Origin of the sequence: Parabacteroides sp. AF17-3 (assembly GCF_003635445.1) — a bacterium.
Classification (GTDB): domain Bacteria; phylum Bacteroidota; class Bacteroidia; order Bacteroidales; family Tannerellaceae; genus Parabacteroides; species Parabacteroides goldsteinii.
Genome location: NZ_QTMM01000012.1, coordinates 1 through 22,704, shown reverse-complemented (window position 1 = coordinate 22,704; position 22,704 = coordinate 1). Strand labels below are relative to the sequence as shown.

The window sequence follows — 22,704 nt, the reverse complement described above, 5'->3', positions numbered from 1 at the left end:
GCCATGATAAAGATTAAGGAAGGATTCAAAGGAGAACGTTTTGTTTCCCTGCCGGACGAATTACTGGATTCGTACAGCAGCGAACCGCTTATCGGAAATTTGTATGTTAGGAAAATCGGTTTCTTTCCGAAGGTAAAGTATCATTATGTACAAAAGGACCAGGGCTCTAAATATGCGATGCTGATCTATTGTACGGAAGGAAAGGGTTGGTATACTATTTATGGAAAGACTTATACGGTCGTTGAAAACCAGTATATCATTATCCCACCCGATGTCCCTTATTCATTTGGAGCGGACGAGCATGATCCCTGGACCATCTATTTCCTTCATTTTAAAGGAAAACTGTGTAAAGAGTTTGTCCCGTCCTACAACATGCCCAAAGATATTTTGCCGGGAGAACATTCGCGACTTCAGGACAGGATACGGTTATTCGAGGAGATATACAGTTGTTTCTCTATGGGATACACAAAGGAATATATGATCTATTCCAGTATGTGCCTTTATATGTTCCTGAGTTCGTTCATATATCTGGAACAGTTCCGTTATTATAATTTACCTACTCATAAAGAATATTCATTCTCATCGAAAGTGATCCACTATATGCAGGAAAATGTGGAACGAAATCTGACGCTGGAACAATTAGCTACTTACTTTAAATATTCTCCATCACATTTCTCAATGCTTTTCCAAAAAGAGACGAGAATGTCACCGATTAATTATTTTATTCGGTTGAAGATTCAGAAAGCCTGTCAGTATATAGTGCTTACTAATCTTAAATTGAATGAGATATCTATTAAACTGGGATTTGAGGAACCAGCCTATTTCTCGCGTATCTTTACAAGAGTGATGGGAGTCTCTCCTTCCGTATATCGAAAGAAAGAATCAGAACATAGTATAACTCAATCAGAATAATATGACTTGCGGGACTCGCTGAAGATCGCTTCTTTTGCTGCATAAATAATCTTTGCAGTTATGAGAAAAAGAATACTTTTGGCAAGTTGTCTGTGTGTACTGGCTGTAACCTCTTGTACAATACCTGACAATAAGGGACAGATTTGGAATATAGGTGTCCCTGATAGTTCTACTGTTGAATTGGCATTGGGACCAGATCGGTATAAAGATTTTCTGGCTAATGACTTTGGTTTTGAGGATCGATATTTCTTGGTCGGGAAGAGTGATGTAAAAAAATCATTCCCTTATGTTTTGCCCGGTCCGGCCGATCAATGGGGCGGAACTTGGTCTACCGCAGGTTTAAGGACACATGACGTGAATATTCTTTTCGGATTGGAAAATATTCCGGAAAAAGGGGAGTGGTCGTTGATCGTTGATTTGGCTGATAATTCTCCTCATAAACCTCCTTTGTTAAAAGTCTTGATTAATAATAGTCAGGAAGAGAAGATTCAATTGACTTCAGGAGGAAGCGATGCTTCTATTACAGGGAATATGAGTCAGGCGAAACCTATTCATCTGTCTATTCCGGTGAAGAAAGGAGTATTACGTGAGGGAGGAAACAGCATCACGCTTTCCGTATTGGAAGGTTCGTGGCTTTTGTTTGATCATGTCGGTTTGCAAGGTCCTTCACGTGTGCGGTTGGTGAATCCGGAAAAAGCATTCGTTCGTTCTGTAAAGGCTGCCGATTATGAAGTGGCTACCGATAGTGGAAATAAGCAGCCCTTGCTCGTTGATGTGGAACATTTGGAAGGACAGCCGGCTCTTGCTGTCGAATTGGATGGAAAAGAGATATTTTCAACTGTGCTGGATACAGCACGTTATTGCCTGGAAGTTCCGATGCCGGCTGTTGCATCTTCGCAGATCAGTACTTTCGAGGTTCGGGCAGATGGTAAATTATTACAGAAAGGAAAGGTGGAACGTAAGCCTCAGCCTCTTCAGACTTTAGCCCGGTATGTAGATACTCGTATTGGCACAGCCCATTCCCGTTGGATGATTGCACCTGGTCCCTGGATGCCTTTCGGAATGGTAAAACTGAGTCCTGATAATCAGAATGCCGGTTGGCAGGCCGGATATCAGCCTACTTTCGAGAGCGTAGGATGTTTTAGCCATATACACGAATGGACGATGGGAGGGCTGGGTATGATGCCGACGAATGGACCGTTACAAACGATTGTCGGTGATGAAACTGACCCGGATTCAGGCTATCGTTCCCGGATAGATAAACTGACGGAAGAAGCTCCTTTGGGTTATTATAAGGTAGACCTTACGGATTATGGTATTAGAGCTGAGTTGACTGCCACGACTCATTGCGGTTTTCAGCGATATACTTTTCCTTCCGATAAGGATAGTGCCCGGGTCTTGGTTGATCTGCATATCCCGGCTGAATATGATTACCAATTAGAGGATGTTGAAATAAAAAAAGTCAGCGATACTCGTATCGAGGGTTACAGTCATCAGTTGTCTAAATATGTATGGAGTTCTGATGCAGATCAGGAATATACCCTTCATTTTGTGATTGAGTTTGACCAGCCTATAGAATCGATGGGTGGTTGGATCAATGAGAAGAGGGAAAAGACGGAACATCTGGCAACCCAAAATATAAAGAATGCCGGTGTCTGGTTACAGTTTGATGCCAAAAAATCACCGGTAGTACAGGCGCGTTCAGGTATTTCTCTGGTCAGTATAGCAAATGCTGCTGAAAATCTGGAGAAAGAAATCAGTTCACCTTTTGGCTGGCAGTTTGATCTGGTCCGGAATAATCAGGTAAATGTATGGAACGATTTGTTTGACCGTGTGTTGATCTCGACAAATGACCGTTTGGAGAAGGTGCGTTTTTATACTAATATGTATCGGGCATTGTGTAGCCGTAATATCTGGAGCGATGTAAACGGAGAATGGGTATCTGCCGATGAAAAGGTCCGTCGGTTTTCAGATCCGGATGATGTGGCTTTGGGATGTGATGCTTTTTGGAATACGTTCTGGAATCTGAATCAGTTTTGGAATCTGGTGACGCCGGAGTGGAGTAATCGTTGGGTAAAGTCACAATTGGCGATGTATGATGCGAATGGTTGGTTGGCTAAAGGTCCTGCTGGCATGGAATATATTCCGGTAATGGTCGCAGAACATGAAATACCTTTGATTATCAGTGCTTGGCAAATGGGTGTTCGTGGTTTTGACGGAGAAAAAGCTTTTGCTGCTGTTAAAAAGATGCAGACTACCCCGAGTCAGAAAGTCTGTGGTGGTTATGCGGGAAATCGTGATTTGATGCCCTATCTGAAACACCGGTATGTTCCGGCAGACCTCGGACGTTTTTCTAATACACTGGAATATGCTTATGACGATTGGACAGTATCTCAACTGGCTGAGGCATTGGGGAAAGAGGAGGATGCTAAACTATTTGCAGAACGGGGTTCGTGGTGGAAAAATGCGATAAATCCGGAAACCGGTTATGCTCAAATGCGGAATAGTGATGGAAGTTGGAGTAAAGATTTTGATCCTTTCCATTCAGGTGCGAACCATCATTATGTGGAGGGAAATGCCTGGCAATTGACTTATTTTGTTCCCCAAAATGTTCCGGCTTTGGCTGAAATGATAGGAAAAGACCGTTTTGTTGAACGTCTTCAATGGGGATTCGGAGCGAGTGAACCTTGGCGTTACAATGCACCCAACGATCAGTACTGGGATTATCCGGTAGTCCAGGGAAATCAACAGTCCATGCATTTTGCCTTTTTGTTTAACTGGGTGGGACAACCTTGGTTAACTCAGAAATGGAGTCGTTCTATAATTGAACGTTATTACGGGGGCGGAATGGCAAATGCTTATCTGGGAGATGAAGATCAGGGACAAATGAGTGCCTGGTTTGTGATGGCTGCTCTAGGGCTCTTCCAGACAGATGGTGGTTGTAGCATCGAGCCTGTTTATGAGATCGCTAGTCCGTTATATGAAAAGGTTGTCATTGATTTGGGTGAACGTTTTGGCAGAGGGCAAACATTTACGATAGAAGCACATAATGCTTCCCGTGTCAATAAATATGTTCAGAGTGCTGTTCTGAATGGCAAGCAACTCCAGTCTTTCCGTTTTCCGGCTTCCGAATTGTTAAAAGGAGGTACTCTCACATTAGAAATGGGACCGACACCGGATTATTCCTGGGGAATAGAGCGGTAGTCTGATTTATTTAACTAAATTCTAATTAATAATATAGTAAGATAATATAAGAATATCGGAGTATTTTATTATGAATTTGTAAAATGGAATCTTTTACTTTGTCTTTAAATAAAAGGGGAGAGCACTCGTAGTAGGCTTTAATCCCGGATAAATATTATGACAGATATAAAAGGTTTGAATATGTTGTTATATGTTTGTATTTGTTGCCTTGTGTTAATATGCGTGGTTTGTGATATAAATAATATAATCTTCTTATCTAACAATATTTATTGCTAATTAAAAATAAAGAGTATGAAACAAGTTAATCAATTGTCTAAACTTTTCGTTCAGGATTTGAATCGAAGAATGAAAATTCCAATGATTCTAGTCATGTCGGTTTTGGTTCTGCCGGTTGCTGCGGAATCAAAACATATGTTAACCCCCCCCCCCGTGTTAAAAACAGACAATTATGTGTCTGGAATCGTAAAAGATATTAATGGGGAGCCCTTGTTTGGTGTCAATGTTAGTGTAAAAGGGAGTACAACCGGAACCATTACTGATGAGGAAGGCGCTTACTCTTTTGCTAATCTGAATCCCAAAGACATACTAGTCTTTTCCTATTTAGGAATGTTATCCCAGGAGGTAACAATTGGAAGTCGTACTGAGATCAACATTGTGATGGCGGAAGACGTTATCGGATTGGAAGATGTTGTTGTCACAGGTTATACTTCTATGAAACGTAAAGATATAACAGGTTCGGTGGCCTCTATCAGTTCAGAAAAGATTGGCAGAATACCAGCCAACGATATTACGACCAGCCTTGTAGGAGTTCCGGGTATACGAATGGATGGTAGTTCCATTCGAATCCGTGGAACACGTTCCCGAAATGCCAGTAATGACCCGTTGATTGTGTTGGACGGGATACCTTATAATGAAACGCTGGCTTCAATAAATCCCGGTGATATTGAATCGATTGATGTATTAAAGGATGCTTCTTCTACCGCTATATACGGGGCAAGAGGTGCTAATGGCGTAATTCTGGTTACAACCCGGCAGGCGAAGAAAGGTAAAACGATTGTTTCTTATGATGGGTTTGCCGGAGTCGGAGTAAATGATTGGGGCTCTTTCGAAGTGATGGATGCAGATGAATATATTGCATTCAAACGTGAAGCATACCGAGCTGCCGGAACATGGAACAGCGAAGCTGATGATGCTAAAGCTTTTTCCGGAGCAGAACTGTCCAATATGGGAAAAATGAATACGGACTGGACGGGCGAATACTTTAACCGGAAACGTTTCTGGACCAACCATCTGGTTACTATTTCTTCAGGAAATGACAAAACTCAGTATAAAATCTCATTTAATTACCGGAATGACGATAGTCGTTATAAAAATAATAACTACAATAATTTTTACCTGACTACCGATTTATCTCATCAGGTATTGCCTTTTATGAAAGTCGGAATCTCTAACCGTGCTTATTATACAATTAAAAATGATAAACCGGATGTGTTCGGTACGGTAATCAGGATGTCTCCGTTGACGTCGGTGAGGGATGCTGATGGTTCTTACAATACCTACCCGTTTGGCGATCCTTTTGTAAAGAATCCGTATCTGAATGAAAGCGATGAAGTCTACAAGGATAAAACGGAAGAATGGAAGATCTTTTTCAGGATTTTTGCAGAGATCAATCTGGCAAAAAACTTTACTTATAATACGAATTTTGCCTATAATCCGGCTTTCTCTTCCAGAGGATATTATTATGATGAAAGAAGCGTTTCTTATCAGGATACACGGAATGTGGCCAGTATGACTAATAATCGGCAAGCCGACTGGGTGTGGAATAATATTCTGAATTATAAGCTGGACATAAAGAAACATACGATTAATTTATCCGGAGTACTGGAGATGCAGAACAGGCAAACTGTTAACTCGAGTATGTCGGGTAAAGAACAGGAATCTCCTGCTTATTTGTGGTATAACATGGGGCGTCTGGTTGATTCGAAAACATTGTCTTCAAGTTTTACCCGCTCCCAGATGGTATCTTATATTGGACGTGTACAGTACGATTATAATGATCGTTATATGTTGACATTTTCAGTCAGAGGAGATGGGGCTTCCCAGCTTTCAGAAGGGCATAAATGGGCAACTTTCCCGTCAGGAGCCCTCGCCTGGAGAATTTCTGAGGAAGATTTCATTAAGCCGATCGATTGGATCACTAACCTGAAACTGAGAGCAAGTTATGGTTTGACAGGCAATTATGCAATTGCTGCTTATGCGACAGCCGGAACTCTTTATGGTACATATGCCAACTTTAAAACAGAATCCGGTGAAATTAATTATCCGGGTCTGGAACCTGATACCCGTCCGACTCCCGACTTGAAATGGGAAAAGAATAAGATGCTTGATATCGGATTGGATTTCGGTTTTCTGGATGGGCGTATTTACGGATCTGTTGACTGGTATGACTCCAGAAGTTTTGATTTGCTTTATTTGAAAACACTTCCTTATACGACAGGATTTAACCGTGCCTGGGATAATGTGGGAGATACCCGTAACCGGGGATTGGAGATTTCTTTGTCGGGGATTGCTGTTAAGAAAAAAGATTTAGAATTGGGGGCGACGCTTACTTATTATAGAAATAAGGAAGAATTGGTTCGCCTTCAGGATCCTGAGATGAAAGAGGATATCAATAACGGACTTTTTGTTGGCTATCCGGTAAATGGTGTATTCTACGATTATAAGCAAGTGGGTATTTGGCAACAAGAAGAAGCGGGCCTTGCAGCACTTTACGGACAGAAACCGGGTGAAGTGAAAGTGGCTGATTTGGATGGAAATGGGAAGATTGATGGGAATGACCGTATGATTCTGGGTACGAACAGACCTGACTGGGTTGGCGGACTTCAGATCAATGGACGATGGAAAGACCTGGATTTCTCAGTAGATTGTTATGGTGAATTCGGAGCTTTGGCGAGAGATACTTATAGTACAGATTTCTGGTCATCAGAAATGGGACGTTGGAATACGGTGAAAGTTGATTACTGGACTCCGGAAAATCCGACTAATTGTAATCCTCGTCCGGTAGCCGGTCAAAGTGTTAAATATCTGAGTGCAGTGGGCTATCATAAAAATAACTATGTTAATATCAGGAATATTACAGTCGGTTATACATTACCGAAAACATTGTTCAATGATAAAAGTGTAGTAAAAAAACTACGTGTTTATGCAACGGCAAATGATCCTGTTCATTATAGCAAGTTCATAAATTCCGGTGGTATTTCCTGGTGGGAAGCATTTTATATTTTTGGCGTAAATCTTCAGTTCTAATAATAAACGAATAAGTATGAAAAGAATATTTATATTGGGTTTGGTAGCCATATGTATGTCTACAATAGGGTGCTCAGACTTTTTAAAAGAAGAATCGTACGGATCTACAACTGATATTTTTGGTGAGGAGAATGGTATTAAAGCATTGGTGTATCAGTCCTATACAAAGATAAACAATCTGTATGGCGGTGGTGGGCAATGGCCTGCTTTTACAGAACATGGGGCAGACCTGTTCCTTCGGGGAGGGAATTTTACGGATATGGGAGTCTGTGATTATTATGGTTTGGATGCAACAAACGGAAATGTGTCCTGGTTGTGGAACCACTGCTATAAGGCGATGGCAAATATCAATCTTTTTTTTGAAACGATAGACAGTACGCCTTTTGCCGATGAAGCGGAAAAAGATCAGTATAAAGCGGAAATGATGGTTATGCGTTCTATGTTCCTTTGGATAATAACTGAAACATGGGGAGATACATATCTGCCTCGTACGACGGATGTGGATGAAGGGATGACGGCTAGTCGTTCGCCCCGTGCGGATTTTTACAAAGAAATTATTTCGGGATTGGAAGAGGCTGTCAAGCTGTTACCGGATCGGCGGACTTCCGAATATGGACGTATAGATATGCCTTCTGCTAAAGCATTTTTAGCTCGTATGTATCTTTATAATGAACAGCTGGATGAGGCAGCCGATATGGCGTCGCAGGTTATTGATGGTTCTTATGGTTTGGAACTTTCATCTTCCCTGAAAGATTTATGGGATGACAGTAAACGAAATAAAGAGTTTATCTGGACAACAGAGTTTGTGGAAGACGAGTCTTTTAAACAACCAAGCTATTACTGGCAACATTTTGCCATGTTTATCGACCGTTTTGCCGGTGTGAAAACAGAATGCGGTTGGACTGGTTATGGTGGCTGTGGTGCAGTTCCTACATTATATTATATATCATTATTTAATCATGAGGCTGATTTGCGCTGGTCCGACTTACATCAGTGGGTATGGTTGTATAATGATCCGACTGATGATACTTCGGCATTTCCCAATATGCAGACCTTGTATAAGGATACGGCATTATATCTGAGTATTGATCCGATCTCTGCAGAGGAAAAAGTACGTATGGCAAAATGTTATACTGCTTTCGATGTAAATGACTTGTATGATGCAAAAGGTATTCCGACCGATCGTAAAACATTTATCGGTATGACAAAATTCGATGATCAGACACGTCCGGGTGATATGTCGACCAATTCAGATAGAAATTATCCTGTATTACGCTTAGCTGAAATGTATTTGATCCGTGCAGAAGCGAAAATCAGAAGTACAACGAAAAAAGATTTGCAGGGTGCTGCTCGGGATATCATGACAATTAGAAGCCGCGCTACGAAATCCGGTCATGAAAAGGAAATGGAAGTAACGGAAAAAGATATGACTGTCGATTTCATTCTGGATGAACGTGGAAGGGAGCTGGCTGGAGAGTTTCAGCGTTGGTTTGATCTGAAGCGCCTAGGTAAGCTGGTTGATCATATTAAGCTTTACAATCCGGATGCAGCAGGTAATATAAAAGATTTTCATAAGGTTCGTCCGATACCACAGACTCAATTTGATGGTATGCCCGATTGGACGACGCTGGGTCAGAATGATGGTTATTAAAAATGTATTTATATGAGAACAAAGTATATATCAATGATATTTTTGGCAAGCCTTATGTTGATTTGCTTGTCGTGTAAGGATGAGGATGACTCTTTAGCCCGAAGTGGTTTGATCGAATGTATTCAAAAAGCGGAAACTTCTATCTCTGAGTCGGTGGAAGGAAATGAGGAAGGTTGTATAGCTCCGGGTTCTAAAGACATTTTACAAACCCGTATTGATTGGGCCTATTTTATCCTTCAGAATTCATCATCGGATGAAGCCTATACCAATGCATTGAAGATATTGGATGATGCTATTGCTGCCTTTTATGCTAATACGGTAAAAGCAGGTGTTCCTCTTTTCGGATTAGGTTCTAAAATGAATTTGGGACCAGTCGGCGATTGGAATGTGACGGAAAGTTTTTCTATAGAGTGTCGGGTGAAATATAACGAATTTGCCGGTGGTGATCAGAATGTTATTTCTTGTGAGAGTGGTAACTCGGGTTGGATGCTCAGAAGTAGTGGAAATGTTATACAGTTTTATATTAACGATGGTAACTGGACTGGTTGTCAGACTTCTTCTTTAGAGTTGAACCGTTGGTATCATGTGGCTGCAACTTACCAGAAGGGTGGCGGAATAGCTTTGTATCTGGATGGGAAAAAGGTTGGTAACTCATCTTGTGGTACTTTACAGGTAACTCCGAACGCTGATTTGCAGGCAGGTACGGCTCCATCTTATTCTGATCGTTATATGAGAGGATATATTCAGGATTTAAGTCTATGGAAAGATGTACGTACGGCAGAAGAAGTTGCTGCGGATATTAATTGTGATTTTAGTGGGACAGAAGACGGTTTGAATGCTTATTGGCCGTTAAATCTGAATCTTGGAACTTCCATAACTGATAAAACTGGTAATCATACGGTTAATTTAGTAGATGTCGTTTGGGAGAATCCGGAAGAATAAACGAAGATTGTCTGTGTTCCTATCATGGGAACACGGACAATGAATATTGACTATAAAAACTGAAAATTCAAATAATAGGAAAAAAACAGCATAGATATTTTGCAGTATAAAAAAAAACACTACCTTTGCACCGCAATCACGAGAGATTGCTTACCTGAAAGTAATGAAATGCCCAGGTGGCGGAATTGGTAGACGCGCACGTTTCAGGTGCGTGTGTCGCGAGGCGTGCAGGTTCGAGTCCTGTTCTGGGCACTTCCGAAAAGCGGACAACTGTAAAGTTGCCCGCTTTTTTTATATCCGTACTTTTTTGTATATTTGAGCCAAATATGGAGAGGATGCAGCAATATACGGAAGATGAAATCGTAGAACAACTACGGGATCCGGCCCGGCAAAGGGATGCTTTTGCCTGGGTGGTGAATCTTTATGGGGAAAAGTTATATTGGCAGATACGAAAGATGGTACTGAGCCATGACGATGCAAATGATCTTTTGCAGAATACTTTTCTGAAGGCCTGGACGAATATCGATTATTTCCGGGGAGAGGCGAAGTTGTCTACCTGGCTGTATAAGATTGCCATCAATGAATGTATTACTTTCCTGAACCGCCAGCGGAATATGAATAACGTCTCGATCGACGATACCGATGTCTTTTTGCTGGAACGTCTGAAGGGAGATGACTATTTTGACGGTGACGAGGCACAGCTGAAATTGCAGAATGCCATCCTCACTTTACCGGAGAAACAACGTTTGGTGTTTACCATGAAATACTTTGACGAGATGAAGTATGAAGATATGTCGGATATTCTGGGAACCTCTGTCGGCGCCCTCAAAGCCTCTTATCATCATGCAGTCAAAAAAGTCGAGGAGTTTTTAACAAAAGACATTTAAACCTTTTGGGGCGAAGCTCGTCAAAGGTGTATTAAAACGGAAGTGTATGGAAAAAGAACAAAACAATCTGGAACGTTTTAAAGGAAAGAATCCTTTTACTGTGCCCGACGGGTATATGAAGGATCTCACGGCTAATATAATGAGCCAGTTACCTGATAAACCGAAGGCTGAGGCGAAAAAGGTCTCCATGATGGACCGTGCCCGTCCGTGGTTGTATATGGCTGCTGTATTTGCCGGACTGGGGTTGTTCTTTAAAGCAATAGTCGGTTTCGACGGTGAAAAGAGCCAGTCTGATACATTGTTAGTACAGTCTAAAGATGCATCGGAAGTAAAAACTGCTATCATGGAAGCAGAGAATGAAGAATACCTGGAGTATCTGGAGGCCCAATATACGGATTATCTTTTAGCAGAAGAATTGGGCAATTACGAATAAATTGACGAAAAAAAGAAGTTATTAGCATATTTTTGTAATAATAGTTGTATGAGCAAAATATTTTTTATTACATTTGTGGCGATTTCAGTTTTGTTCTCTTCGAAAGTGTTGGCGCAGGGAGAAAAACAACAACATCGACATTTTGATAAGGAGGCCTTTCTGGCAAAGCGAAATGCTTTCATTACAGCTGAAGTAGGCTTGACACCGGAAGAAGCAGCAGCTTTTATACCGTTGTGTAATGAGTTACAACAAAAAATGTTCGAAGTTGGCCGTGAATGCCGTAAGCTGACGAAGGATCTGAAGCATAAGAATCCACCGACTGAATCCGATTATTCGAAAGTGAATGATGAATGTCTCGGAGTGAAGATGAAGGAAGCGGCTTTGGAAAAAGAATATTACGAGAAATTCAAAAAGATATTATCGCCTGAGAAACTTTATAAATACCGGCGGGCAGAATATAAGTTTGCACGGAATTTTATGAAAGGACCGGACGATAGGAAAGATGAAAACAAGAAAAAATAAAATATTATCATTATTTGTGTTTTTTGTTTAGATTTAGTTTTGGCGTTTAAGTTAAGGGAGGGGTGGCGACGTGATGTCGGTTCCCCTTTTGTTTTTTATAAACCTTTCGATTTGGCTTCATCCCATATCTTATCCATCTCTTCCAAAGACATTTCTTTCAGTGAACGTCCTTCTTTGATGGTATGATCTTCCAGATAGTTGAAACGGCGGATAAACTTCTGGTTCGTGCGTTCCAATGCGTTATCCGGGTTGATCTTATATAAGCGGGCGGCATTAATAAGGCTGAAGAACAGGTCTCCGAATTCACCTTCCATCTTATCTGCATCCATTTTGTCGATCTCGGCCTTCAGTTCGGTAAACTCTTCATGAACTTTATCCCATACCTGGTCGCGCTGTTCCCAATCGAAACCTACGTTGCGGGCTTTATCCTGGATACGGTGGGCTTTTACGACAGACGGGAGGGAAGCGGGGACACCTTCCAGTACGGTTTTGTTGCCACCTTTTTCTTTCAGTTTTATCTGTTCCCAACTCTGTTCTACTTTCTGGGCCGTATCGGCGGATGCGTCACCAAATACATGCGGATGGCGGAAGATGAGCTTCTGGCAAAGGCTGTCGCATACGTCTTTGATGTCGAAGGCTTCTTTCTCTTCGCCTATTTTTGCATAGAAGACGATATGCAGGAGCAGGTCGCCCAACTCTTTTTTGATATTGTTATTATCGTCTTTCATGATTGCGTCGCACAATTCGTATGTTTCTTCGATTGTGTTGGTACGCAGACTCTCGTTTGTTTGCTTCCTGTCCCAGGGACATTTCACCCGAAGCTCATCCAGAATGTCGAGCAGTTGCCCGAAGGCTTCCATTTTTTCTTGTTTCGTAGACATTGTAATAATATGCCAATAAGTTAATGTGCCGATATGCCAATGTGAAAATGAAGAAACTCTGTCGGTACAGGAGCTTTCTTAATTGGCACATTGGCATATCGGCACATTGATTAATTATTTATTTTGTTCTTTGAACGTTTTCAATCCGTTTTCAAGGAATTGTATGTATTTCGATACATCTTCGTTGAAGGCATAAGACGGGCCGAGCGGTTTGCCTTCGTCATTCAGCAGAATGTAGAAAGGCTGTGCGTTGGCTCCGAACTTACTGCGCTGGAGATAACTCCATTTATCGCCGATTGTTTTCAGTTTGCGGACTTTGCCATGTTCTTCGATTTCGATCGGATGCGGCAGTTTAGTCTTGTCGTCTACCATCAAGGTGATTAGTACATAATCGTTTTCGAGTATCTGTTTCACCTTCGGATCTGTCCAGACGGATGCTTCCATCTTGCGGCAGTTTACACAACCGAAGCCGGAAAAGTCGATCATCACCGGTTTATTTAGGAGTTTGGCTTTGGCCATGCCGCTTTCATAATCGTCGTAGGCTGCATGGACTTCATCATCATACAGGCTGAAATCCTGTGTGTACAAAGGAGGAGCGAAGGCGCTGATCGATTTCAGCGGAGCACCCCAAAGTCCGGGTACCATATAAACTGCGAATGCGAATGAAATGATTGCCATAAACAGACGCGGAACAGATACATATTTCACATCGCTGTCGTGGCTGAATTTGATTTTGCCCAGCAGATAGAAACCTAACAGAACGAATATCACAATCCATAACACGATAAATACTTCACGATCCAGCAAACGCCAGCCGTAAGCCAGGTCGGCTACGGAAAGGAACTTCAAAGCCAAAGCCAGTTCAAGGAAACCAAGTACTACTTTTACGGAGTTCAGCCAACCGCCTGATTTAGGCATACTTTGCAACATATTCGGGAAGATGGCGAACAGACTGAACGGAATAGAGAGTGCCAATGCAAACCCGAACATTCCGATAGCCGGACCGACTGCCGTTCCCATAGATGCAGCCTGAACCAACAATGTTCCGATAATCGGACCGGTACAGGAGAAAGATACCAGTACCAGGGTGAACGACATAAAGAAGATACTCAATATACCAGTGGTAGAATCCGCTTTGCTATCCAGTTTCGTTGTCCATGAAGCAGGTAGAACCATTTCAAATGCTCCGAAGAACGAAATGGCAAATACAACCAGCAACAGGAAGAATATAATATTGAATATAGCGTTCGTCGATAAGTCATTCAGTGCGCTAGCCCCGAAAATACCCGTGATAAGTAATCCCATCACCAGGTAGATTACAATAATGGACAAGCCGTATGTCAGTGCATCGCGAATCGCTTTCTTCCGGTCTTTCGTACGTTTCAGGAAGAAACTAACCGTCATCGGGATCATCGGCCACACGCAAGGTGTCAGCAAGGCAATCAATCCGCCGAGGAATCCGGCGAAGAAGATGAACAGCCAGGAGGTATCGGTTGCCGTAACGGTCGTATCGCCAAAGGCTTTCAACTCGTCGATAACCGGTGTCCATAAAGCAGCATCGTTCGTTAATGCGTTGGTTATCTTTTCCGGATTGACGATTACTTTTTCTTCTTTTGCAATCGGGTCGGGTGTTGTCAGGGTTTTTCCTTCTTCCACTACGAGGTTTGTATCCGGCTGTTCTTTTGTAACATCTTCTTTCTCCACGACAGGCGCTTCGGCAGGCAATGTCAGTTTCGTGTTTTTACTGTCGAAAGCAAAACTCTCACGGTCGGGTGGCAAACAGGTTTCGTCGTTGCAGACCATGAATTCGACTTCCCCTTCGATTTTAAACTTCTTCGGGTCGAGTATTTTTACCTTTTGTGTAAAGGTTACGGCACCGGGGAACCAACGGAGGTCCATGGCAAACTGTTCGTCGTAAACGACAGTCGGCTTAATGTTGGATACCGGTTGTCCGATCAGTTCGGCCCCCTGGAGTGTCTCAAAAGTAAACGAGGTTGAAACAGGTCCCCCCTCGGGCAGGTTCATATCGTACAGATGCCAGCCTTTTTCAATGGTGGCGGTGAATACGATTTCTTTTTCGGCAGTTTTGGAGTCCTCCAGTTTTATTTTCCACTTGACAGGCTGATGAATTTGAGCCTGTACGGCCAGTGTTACGAACACCAGCAATAAGATACTAAAGAGTTTCTTCATACTATGTCTATATTTCTGTCTTAGTTTATTTAGCTAATGAAACGAAAGCATCCGGGATACGTGTTTCGAAACGCATTTCTTCCCCTGTCTCCGGATGAATAAAGAAGAGCCGTCGGGCATGAAGCATCAGCCGTCCGGCGGGATCAGTATCTGCGCCGTACTTATAATCGCCGGCGATGGGATGTCCGATAGATTCCATCTGGACACGTATCTGGTTTTTACGTCCTGTCTCCAGGTCGAGTTCCAGTAAAGAATAATGGCCGTTGCTGTGCAGCACATGGTAACGGGTGATGGCTTCCTTTCCGTCGCCTTCGGCTGTTACATATACCTGCATCTTGGCATTTTCAACTAGGTTCGAGACGATCAGGTCATGGTCTTTCTCTGGGCGGCCTTCTACTACGGCAACGTAAGAACGTTGGGTGATGGCCGAGTTCCAGTTCGACTGCAATGCTTTCTGCACCCGTTGGTTCTTGGCAAACATCATCAGTCCCGAAGTATCCCGGTCGAGCCGGTGGAGGACAAAAATCTTGCTCCGGGGATCATTCTTCTTGACGTAATCGCTGAGCAGATGATAAGCGGTACGTTCCTTTACACGGTCGCTGGAAACGGACATGAGCCCGCTTTTCTTATTGACAACGATCAGGTCGTCATCTTCCCAGACAATATGTAACAAGGGGTTGCTGAATTCCACCTTTCCCCGTTCGTAACTGATCTCGACTTCGTCTCCCGGCACTAAAGGAGCGTTGAACTGGGAGGTAACCTTCCCGTTTATCAAGATTTGTCCGTGGCTGAGTAAAGCCTTGACGGAACTTTTGCTCTGTTCACTTAGCAATGCGAACAGGAAAGGGAGCAATGTATTCTCTTCCTTCACCGTTACTTTGCGTCCGCGAGGGGCTTTTTTGAGATTTGTGTCTTTGTAACCTGAGCGTCTTCCCATTTTATTTAATAAATAATTTACAAAGATACTGGCATTTGCGGAATGTTGCAAGCCGTGTTTGTATATCTTAGTTATTAATATGTAAGGGATACCTTATTTTGTGATTTTTTTCACAGTCAGCACGTGTTTGTTCGCGTCTTTCCTCCCGTCCTAAAATAAGTTGACAAAAAGATAAATAAGGCTGGACTTCTCTATTATAATACCAGATTTCCATTATTTGTGAATTTAATTTTAAAATATGTACATTTGTTTCACCAAACAAAATATTGACAATGATTACAAATGATGTTATTGGGATTTTTATAGAAGATACTAGTTTATGTTAACTTTATGAATATTATCTTTTCTACTGCGATAGCTAGGAAAGAATACCATGAATGCTAATTAGTTTGTAGTAAATAGAATGTAATTTGTTTCTACAGGTTAGTTATATAAAGAAAGGCGTTGCTTGTGAAAGCAGTGCCTTTTTTTAATAAAGAAGTGATAATAACTGAATGTTTGTAATGCTTAAAAATCAATATTTATGTGATGTGGTTGTTGTAATAATAATTTTACATATCTTAAATGTCGGGTTATGTATTATATTAAGATAGTATTAGTTTTTATTTTTATTGGAAGGGATGTTTGCCCCTCTTATGTCGTAAGGTGTGGAACATGATGTATTGCTGGATAAGTTAGAGATTTCCCCACTATAGTGGGGACTTTTCCCCATATTGGTGGGGCATATTCCCCATGCTTGTGGGGAAAAATCCCCATAGGCATGGGAAAAGTGGGGAAATGCATATTTTCCACTCCTTTCTTTCGTAATCGTGCAATATATTCTCGCCTGGATAGCCAGGAACTCATCCCTCCTAAACTGGTATGATGCTCGTGACAAACATCTCCGTTTTTTCACCCCTCACTCTTTCTTCACTGCAATTACCTGCTTTATAATATGTTATAGACGGTGAAAGGTGAAAGTAAATTTATAAAACTCCATTGGGAGATAGATTTTTCTAAAAACGAGGGCTTTTTGGATCTCCAAAAGTCTTTGCTGTTGGCTTTTCAAACAATTTGGTGCGGTTGCCCTGAAATTTCAAGAGATAGAATATAATAAGGAATACCATAGTTCTGGTAGAACTATTTTTGTTTTCGGTGCAAATATATATATTATTTTTAAATATATCACATTTTAACCTTTCAAATATTTAAAAAATAAAATAGCAACAGAAGGTATATTTAAAAAACAAAAAGAAAATCAGCTTTTATAATAAAATCTAATCATACGTTTTTAAAGTAAATGAAACAGGCTTGTAAACTTTGTGGGTATTGAAAAATAAGGACTGAGTTCTACCAGAACTAATATAAAAACAAATATAAATATGATTGGCGTCAAAGTTTATAATCTTTTGATTAACATAAGTTATTCCTTATAGTTAACCTAGTTTTAATAATTAAAAGTAATGCTATGCTAAAAAAAATGCAAACCGTTGGTGTTTTGTTGCTTTCGTTAGCCTTTTCTTATGGAGGGCAACTTCATGCTATGGAAGTGAGTGCAGCAACAACTATTACTCAACAAACAGACAAACTTACAGGGACTATTGAAGATGAGTTTGGGCCTGTAACCGGTGCTTCTGTTGTCGTAAAAGGAACTACAAATGGAACTGTTACGGACATGAATGGTAATTTTGAACTATCTCATGTTAAAAAAGGGGATTTGATCCAAATTTCTTTTATCGGTTATGTTACCCAAGAAGTGAAGTACACAGGACAAAGCCCTATTAAAATTGTACTTAAGGAAGATACACAAACACTTGATGAAGTGGTAGTTGTAGGTTTTGGTACACAGAAAAAGGTTAATTTAACTGGGTCGGTCAGTATGGTGGATGCAGAAGTGCTCGAATCTCGTCCGGTTCAGAATGTTTCGCAAGCTTTGCAAGGTGTAGTTCCCGGTTTGAACTTTTCTGTAAATTCAGGTGGTGGTACGCTTGATAATGAAATGAATTTCAATATTCGTGGTGCTGGTACTATCGGTGACGGTTCCGGTTCGAAACCATTAGTATTGATTGATGGTATTGAAGGTAATATGAATACTGTCAATCCGAATGATATCGAATCGGTTTCTGTTTTGAAAGACGCTGCAGCGTCTTCTATTTATGGTTCGCGTGCATCGTTTGGTGTGATTTTGATTAAGACAAAAGGTGGAAAAGCAGGTAAAACCAACGTAAGTTATTCTGGTAATGTTCGTTTCACAGATGCTTTGCAGATACCGGAAATGATGGATTCTTATCAGTTTGCACAATATTTTAATGCAGCAGCTGCCAATGCTGGTCAGAGTCCGGTATTTAGTGCTGATGTCATGCAGCGTATTCAGGATTATCAGGCTGGTAAGATAACAACCGTTTCTACTCCCAATTCTCAAAATAAGTGGGAAATGTATAGTGGGGCTAATGCTAATACAGACTGGTTTGCTGAAGTATATCGTAATTGGGCGCCTTCACACGAGCATAATTTAAGTGTAAGTGGCGGTACGGAAAAACTGACTTACCGTGTCAGTGGTAGCTTCTTGGATCAGAATGGTTTGATACGCCATGGATCGGATAATTTCCAGCGATACACATTGGATGCTAAAATAACAGCTCAATTGGCAAAATGGGTTACTTTAAATTATACAAGTAAATGGACACGTGAAGATTACGATCGTCCGACTTATATGACGGGATTGTTCTTCCATAATATTGCTCGCCGCTGGCCGACCTGTCCGGTATATGATGATAATGGACATTTAACCGAAGGTATGGAGTTGACCCAGATGGAAGAAGGTGGTGTACAGACACAGCAAAAGAATTATTACACTCAACAAATGGGTTTAAGATTCGAACCGATCAAAGATTGGACAATCAATATTGATGGGAATATGCGTACGCATACAAACAATCAGCACTGGGCAGTGTTGCCAGTTTATGCATACGATGCTAATAACCAACCTTATGCCATAAGCTGGGATGGCGGAGCTTCTTATTCACCGGGAGCCAGTCGCATTTCGGAAAGCAGGTATACAGAAGATTATTTTACAACAAATATTTATACGGATTACCAGAAAACAATCAATGATCACTTCTTCAAAGTGATGGTTGGGTTTAATGCCGAATTAACGAGAACAGATAATCTTTATGGACAAGGAGATAAGATCATCTCTCCGGAAGTACCTACAATAAATCAAACTACATCTGAACAAAAAGTGGGTGGCGGTAAAGCCGAAAATTCAGTTGCCGGTTTCTTCGGACGTATCAACTACAATTACAAAGATCGTTACATGGTTGAGTTGAACGGGCGTTATGACGGATCTTCCCGTTTTATCGGTGATCAGCGCTGGGGATTCTTCCCTTCTGTATCAGCCGGATGGAATATTGCCCGTGAAGAATTCTTTGGTAGTCTGTCTGATATTTTCAGCACATTAAAAGTAAGAGGTTCTTGGGGACAGTTGGGTAATACGGATACAAATGATGCTTGGTACCCATTCTATCAGACTATGCCGGTAGGAACAGCTAATGGCCGTTGGTTGGTAAATGGTTTGAAACCGAATGTAGCCGGATTACCATCAATCGTAAGTTCATTGAAGACCTGGGAAACAGTTGAAACCTGGGACGTTGGTTTGGATTGGTCTTTATTGAATAACCGTTTGACCGGATCATTTGATTACTTTACACGTTATACGTATGATATGATCGGACCGGCTCCTGAATTACCAAGTGTTTTAGGGACAACTCCTCCGAAAATCAATAACTCAGATATGAAATCATACGGTTTTGAGTTGGAACTCTCATGGAGAGATCGTATAGGTGATGTTAGTTATGGAGCTAAATTTGTTTTGTCTGATGCAAGACAGAAGATAACTAGATATCCGAATGAATCAAGATCATTAGATATCGCTCATTACAGCGGTAAAATGTTGAATGAAATCTGGGGATATACGACTGTGGGTATTGCTCAGACTCAGGAACAGATGGATGCTCATTTGGCTAACAATAAACCGAGTTGGGGATCGAGCTGGAGCCCAGGTGATGTGATGTATAAAGATTTAAACGGTGATGGCGTTGTTAACACAGGCGGTAATACGGTAGATAATCCGGGTGACCGTTCTATCATCGGTAATAGTACACCACGTTACAATTTCGGTTTAACTTTGGATGCAGCTTGGAAAGGTTTTGACTTTTCTGTATTCTTCCAAGGTATCGGTAAACGTGATTATTGGTTGGATGGTCCGTATTTCTGGGGGGCAAACGGTGGTATGTGGCAATCAGCCGGTTTCAAAGAACACTGGGATTTCTGGCGTGGTGAAAATGATCCGTTGGGTGCTAATTTGAACGCTTATTATCCGCGTGCCAGCTTTGATGGAGGTAAGAACCAACAACGTCAAAGTGGATACTTACAGAATGCGGCTTATATCCGTATGAAAAATATACAGTTAGGTTATACATTACCTCAACAGTGGATTTCTAAGGCCGGTATGTCTTCTGTCAGATTATATATTTCAGGAGATAACTTACTGACTATTTCTGATATTACCGGTGTATTTGACCCTGAAACATTAGGTGGAGATTGGGGAGACGGTAAATTGTATCCGCTGTGTAAAACGATTTCTGTAGGTCTGAATGTTAATTTCTAAATAATGAGGATTATGAAACTGAATTTAAAAAAAATATATATTTTTCCTATAGTGGCAGCTTGCGGTATACTGACATCGTCATGTAACGATTTTTTGGATAGGGAACCGATTTCAAGCATTACTCCTGCACAATATTTTAATTCTGCTGAAGAATTGGGAGCTTATGCTATCAATTATTACACCTCTCTTATTGCAACAAATGATGCAGCCTATAATGCCGGGCCTTTGAATGTTGACGGTGATACGGACAATATGGTAGTAGGTGAAGCCAACACAGGCTATTTTGCAGCAGATCGTTGGTTGGTTCCTTCTTCTGGTGGCCCTGATTTTAGTCTGATCCGTGCTATGAATTACTTCCTTGAACAAGTATTGCCGAAGAAGGAAGCTGGTGTTATCTCCGGTGCAACGGAAGATATTAACCATTATATAGGTGAAATTTATTTCTTGCGAGCTACTGCTTATTTCGACCGTCTGTGCACCTATGGTGACTTCCCCATCGTTACAACTGTACCGGAAGATAAAACAGAAGAACTGGTGGAATTCAGCAAACGTGCCCCCCGCAATGAAGTAGCCCGTTTTATTCTGGAAGATTTGGACAGAGCCATCTCTTTGTTAAAACCGGGTACGGCATTCAACAAGGTGCGTATCGGTAAAGAAATGGCACTTTTGGTGAAATCGCGCGTAGCTTTATACGAAGCGACATTCGAGAAATACCACAAAGGTACGCCGCGTGTACCGGGTGAATCCGGATGGCCGGGAGCGAACATGGCTTACAATGCAGGCAAAACATTTAACATCGACAGTGAAATCGACTTCTTCCTGACTGAAGCAATGAGTGCAGCGAAAGAAGTAGCAGACAATCATAGTCTGGTACAAAATACAAAAGTGTTGAATCCGGCAATCAACCAGATTTACGGTTGGAATCCTTATTTTGAAATGTTTTCAATGCCTGATCCAAGTTCTTTAGATGAAGTCTTGATGTGGCGTCAGTTTGATTCAGACTTAAGTATAACACATGGTTTCATGGCTTATATCATGGAAGGTGGTAATAACGGTATGACAAAAAGTTATGTAGATGCATTCCTGATGGAAAACGGTTTACCGATCTATGCTGCCAATTCCGGATATAAAGGTGACGTAACAATTGATTTGCAAAAAGAAGGACGCGACGGACGTTTACAGTTGTTCGTGTTTGGTGAATCAACTGTTGTAGTCAATGAAGATTCATTAAATCTTTTTGAAGCACCGACAGTTGTGGCATTGACCGAACACCGCGACCGTACTGGGTTCCGTCAGCGTAAACACTATTGCTATGATTTTTCACAGATTCGTAATGGCGTACGCGGAACTAACGGTATTGTAGTAGCCCGTGCCGCTGAAGCGTATTTGAACTATCTGGAAGCTTCTTATTTGAAAAACGGATCAATTGATGGGACGGCAGCATCTTATTGGAGACAGTTGCGTGAACGTGCTGGTATAGATCCTGATTTTAATAAGACTATTGCAGCAACCGATCTTTCAAAAGAACCGGACTGGGCAGTTTATTCCGGTTCCGAAAAAGTGGATGCGACTATGTATAACATTCGCCGTGAACGTCGTTGTGAATTTATCGGCGAAGGAAGAAGAAAGGGCGACTTGATCCGTTGGAGAGCATTTGATGCCTTATTCCCTGAAAATATGGGTAAATATATTCCTGAAGGTGTCAATTTCTGGACGCAAATGTATAAGGATGAAGCTTATTTGAAAGTCGATGAGAAAGGTAACGTGACTGACGAATCCGCCTTGATCGAACAGGCTGAAGGCAAGGGGGATGCCAATATCTCAAACAGAAAGGATAGCAAATACATCCGCCCATACCGTGTAATCAAAGAAAACAATGAAGTTTGGGATGGATATCAGTGGAGAAAAGCTTATTACTTATCACCATATTCTGTTCTTGAGTTGACATTAGCTTCTCCTGATTCAAAATTGGAAACGTCTAATTTGTATCAGAATCCTTACTGGCCGACAAAGGCAAGTGCACCGGCTTTGGAATAGTATATTCAACATAATTTAAATAGACCTTAATTACCCTGCAAGTATTCGGGAGAACTCTTGCAGGGTTTTCTTGCATTTAATTTAATCTTGATTTTAAAACTATATATCATGAAACATCCATGAAATAAATTTCGTCCAAGAGAATGTAAATAGG

At 41.4% G+C, this 22,704-nt stretch carries 13 protein-coding genes and 1 tRNA gene; 11 read left to right on the top strand and 3 right to left on the bottom strand.

Features of this window, described 5'->3' with window-relative positions; genetic code table 11:
* Nucleotides 1-3 precede the first annotated feature (3 nt).
* The 9 genes from DWW91_RS16290 to DWW91_RS16250 all read left to right on the top strand — a co-directional run bounded on the left by DWW91_RS16290 (nucleotide 4) and on the right by DWW91_RS16250 (nucleotide 11,857).
* Complete coding sequence (locus tag DWW91_RS16290) at nucleotides 4-912, top strand: AraC family transcriptional regulator (RefSeq protein WP_044246026.1); 909 nt, start codon at nucleotides 4-6, stop codon at nucleotides 910-912.
* Nucleotides 913-972: 60 nt separating this feature from the next.
* A complete protein-coding gene (locus DWW91_RS16285; protein WP_122328346.1) occupies nucleotides 973-4,116 on the top strand; it encodes a GH92 family glycosyl hydrolase in 3,144 nt (1,047 codons plus the stop codon).
* 291 nt (nucleotides 4,117-4,407) lie between these two features.
* On the top strand, nucleotides 4,408-7,422 hold the full coding sequence (locus tag DWW91_RS16280; protein WP_233584508.1) for a TonB-dependent receptor: 3,015 nt from the start codon (nucleotides 4,408-4,410) through the stop codon (nucleotides 7,420-7,422).
* Nucleotides 7,423-7,438: 16 nt separating this feature from the next.
* Nucleotides 7,439-9,073, top strand: a complete 1,635-nt coding sequence (locus DWW91_RS16275) for a RagB/SusD family nutrient uptake outer membrane protein (protein ID WP_046145261.1) — start codon at nucleotides 7,439-7,441, stop codon at nucleotides 9,071-9,073.
* Nucleotides 9,074-9,085: 12 nt separating this feature from the next.
* Complete coding sequence (locus DWW91_RS16270; protein ID WP_122328345.1) at nucleotides 9,086-10,015, top strand: LamG domain-containing protein; 930 nt, start codon at nucleotides 9,086-9,088, stop codon at nucleotides 10,013-10,015.
* 170 nt (nucleotides 10,016-10,185) lie between these two features.
* Nucleotides 10,186-10,267 (top strand) — tRNA-Leu (locus DWW91_RS16265).
* Between the two features lie 83 nt (nucleotides 10,268-10,350).
* Nucleotides 10,351-10,902 carry an RNA polymerase sigma factor gene (locus DWW91_RS16260; protein WP_044214784.1) on the top strand — a complete coding sequence of 184 codons (552 nt, stop codon included), beginning with the start codon at nucleotides 10,351-10,353 and terminating at the stop codon, nucleotides 10,900-10,902.
* A 46-nt stretch (nucleotides 10,903-10,948) separates the two neighbouring features.
* Nucleotides 10,949-11,335 carry a hypothetical protein gene (locus tag DWW91_RS16255; protein ID WP_007654632.1) on the top strand — a complete coding sequence of 129 codons (387 nt, stop codon included), beginning with the start codon at nucleotides 10,949-10,951 and terminating at the stop codon, nucleotides 11,333-11,335.
* A gap of 48 nt (nucleotides 11,336-11,383) precedes the next feature.
* Complete coding sequence (locus tag DWW91_RS16250; protein WP_122328344.1) at nucleotides 11,384-11,857, top strand: hypothetical protein; 474 nt, start codon at nucleotides 11,384-11,386, stop codon at nucleotides 11,855-11,857.
* Nucleotides 11,858-11,952: 95 nt separating this feature from the next.
* On the opposite strand, the gene mazG is transcribed toward DWW91_RS16250, so the two are convergent.
* The 3 genes from mazG to DWW91_RS16235 form a co-directional block, all read right to left on the bottom strand.
* A complete protein-coding gene (gene mazG, locus DWW91_RS16245; protein WP_044214783.1) occupies nucleotides 11,953-12,738 on the bottom strand; it encodes a nucleoside triphosphate pyrophosphohydrolase in 786 nt (261 codons plus the stop codon).
* Between the two features lie 114 nt (nucleotides 12,739-12,852).
* A complete protein-coding gene (locus DWW91_RS16240) occupies nucleotides 12,853-14,928 on the bottom strand; it encodes a cytochrome c biogenesis protein CcdA (protein WP_122328343.1) in 2,076 nt (691 codons plus the stop codon).
* Between the two features lie 25 nt (nucleotides 14,929-14,953).
* Nucleotides 14,954-15,865: an RluA family pseudouridine synthase gene (locus tag DWW91_RS16235; RefSeq protein WP_007654625.1), complete on the bottom strand. Its 912-nt coding sequence runs from the start codon at nucleotides 15,863-15,865 to the stop codon at nucleotides 14,954-14,956.
* 1,447 nt (nucleotides 15,866-17,312) lie between these two features.
* On the opposite strand from DWW91_RS16235, the gene DWW91_RS16230 reads away from it, so the two are divergent.
* Nucleotides 17,313-20,513 (top strand): TonB-dependent receptor, encoded by a 3,201-nt coding sequence (locus DWW91_RS16230; protein ID WP_122328342.1) that lies wholly within the window; start codon nucleotides 17,313-17,315, stop codon nucleotides 20,511-20,513.
* Between the two features lie 12 nt (nucleotides 20,514-20,525).
* The gene (locus DWW91_RS16225; protein ID WP_122328341.1) at nucleotides 20,526-22,550 is read left to right on the top strand and encodes a RagB/SusD family nutrient uptake outer membrane protein; all 2,025 of its coding nucleotides are present in this window, start codon (nucleotides 20,526-20,528) and stop codon (nucleotides 22,548-22,550) included.
* Nucleotides 22,551-22,704: the final 154 nt, after the last annotated feature.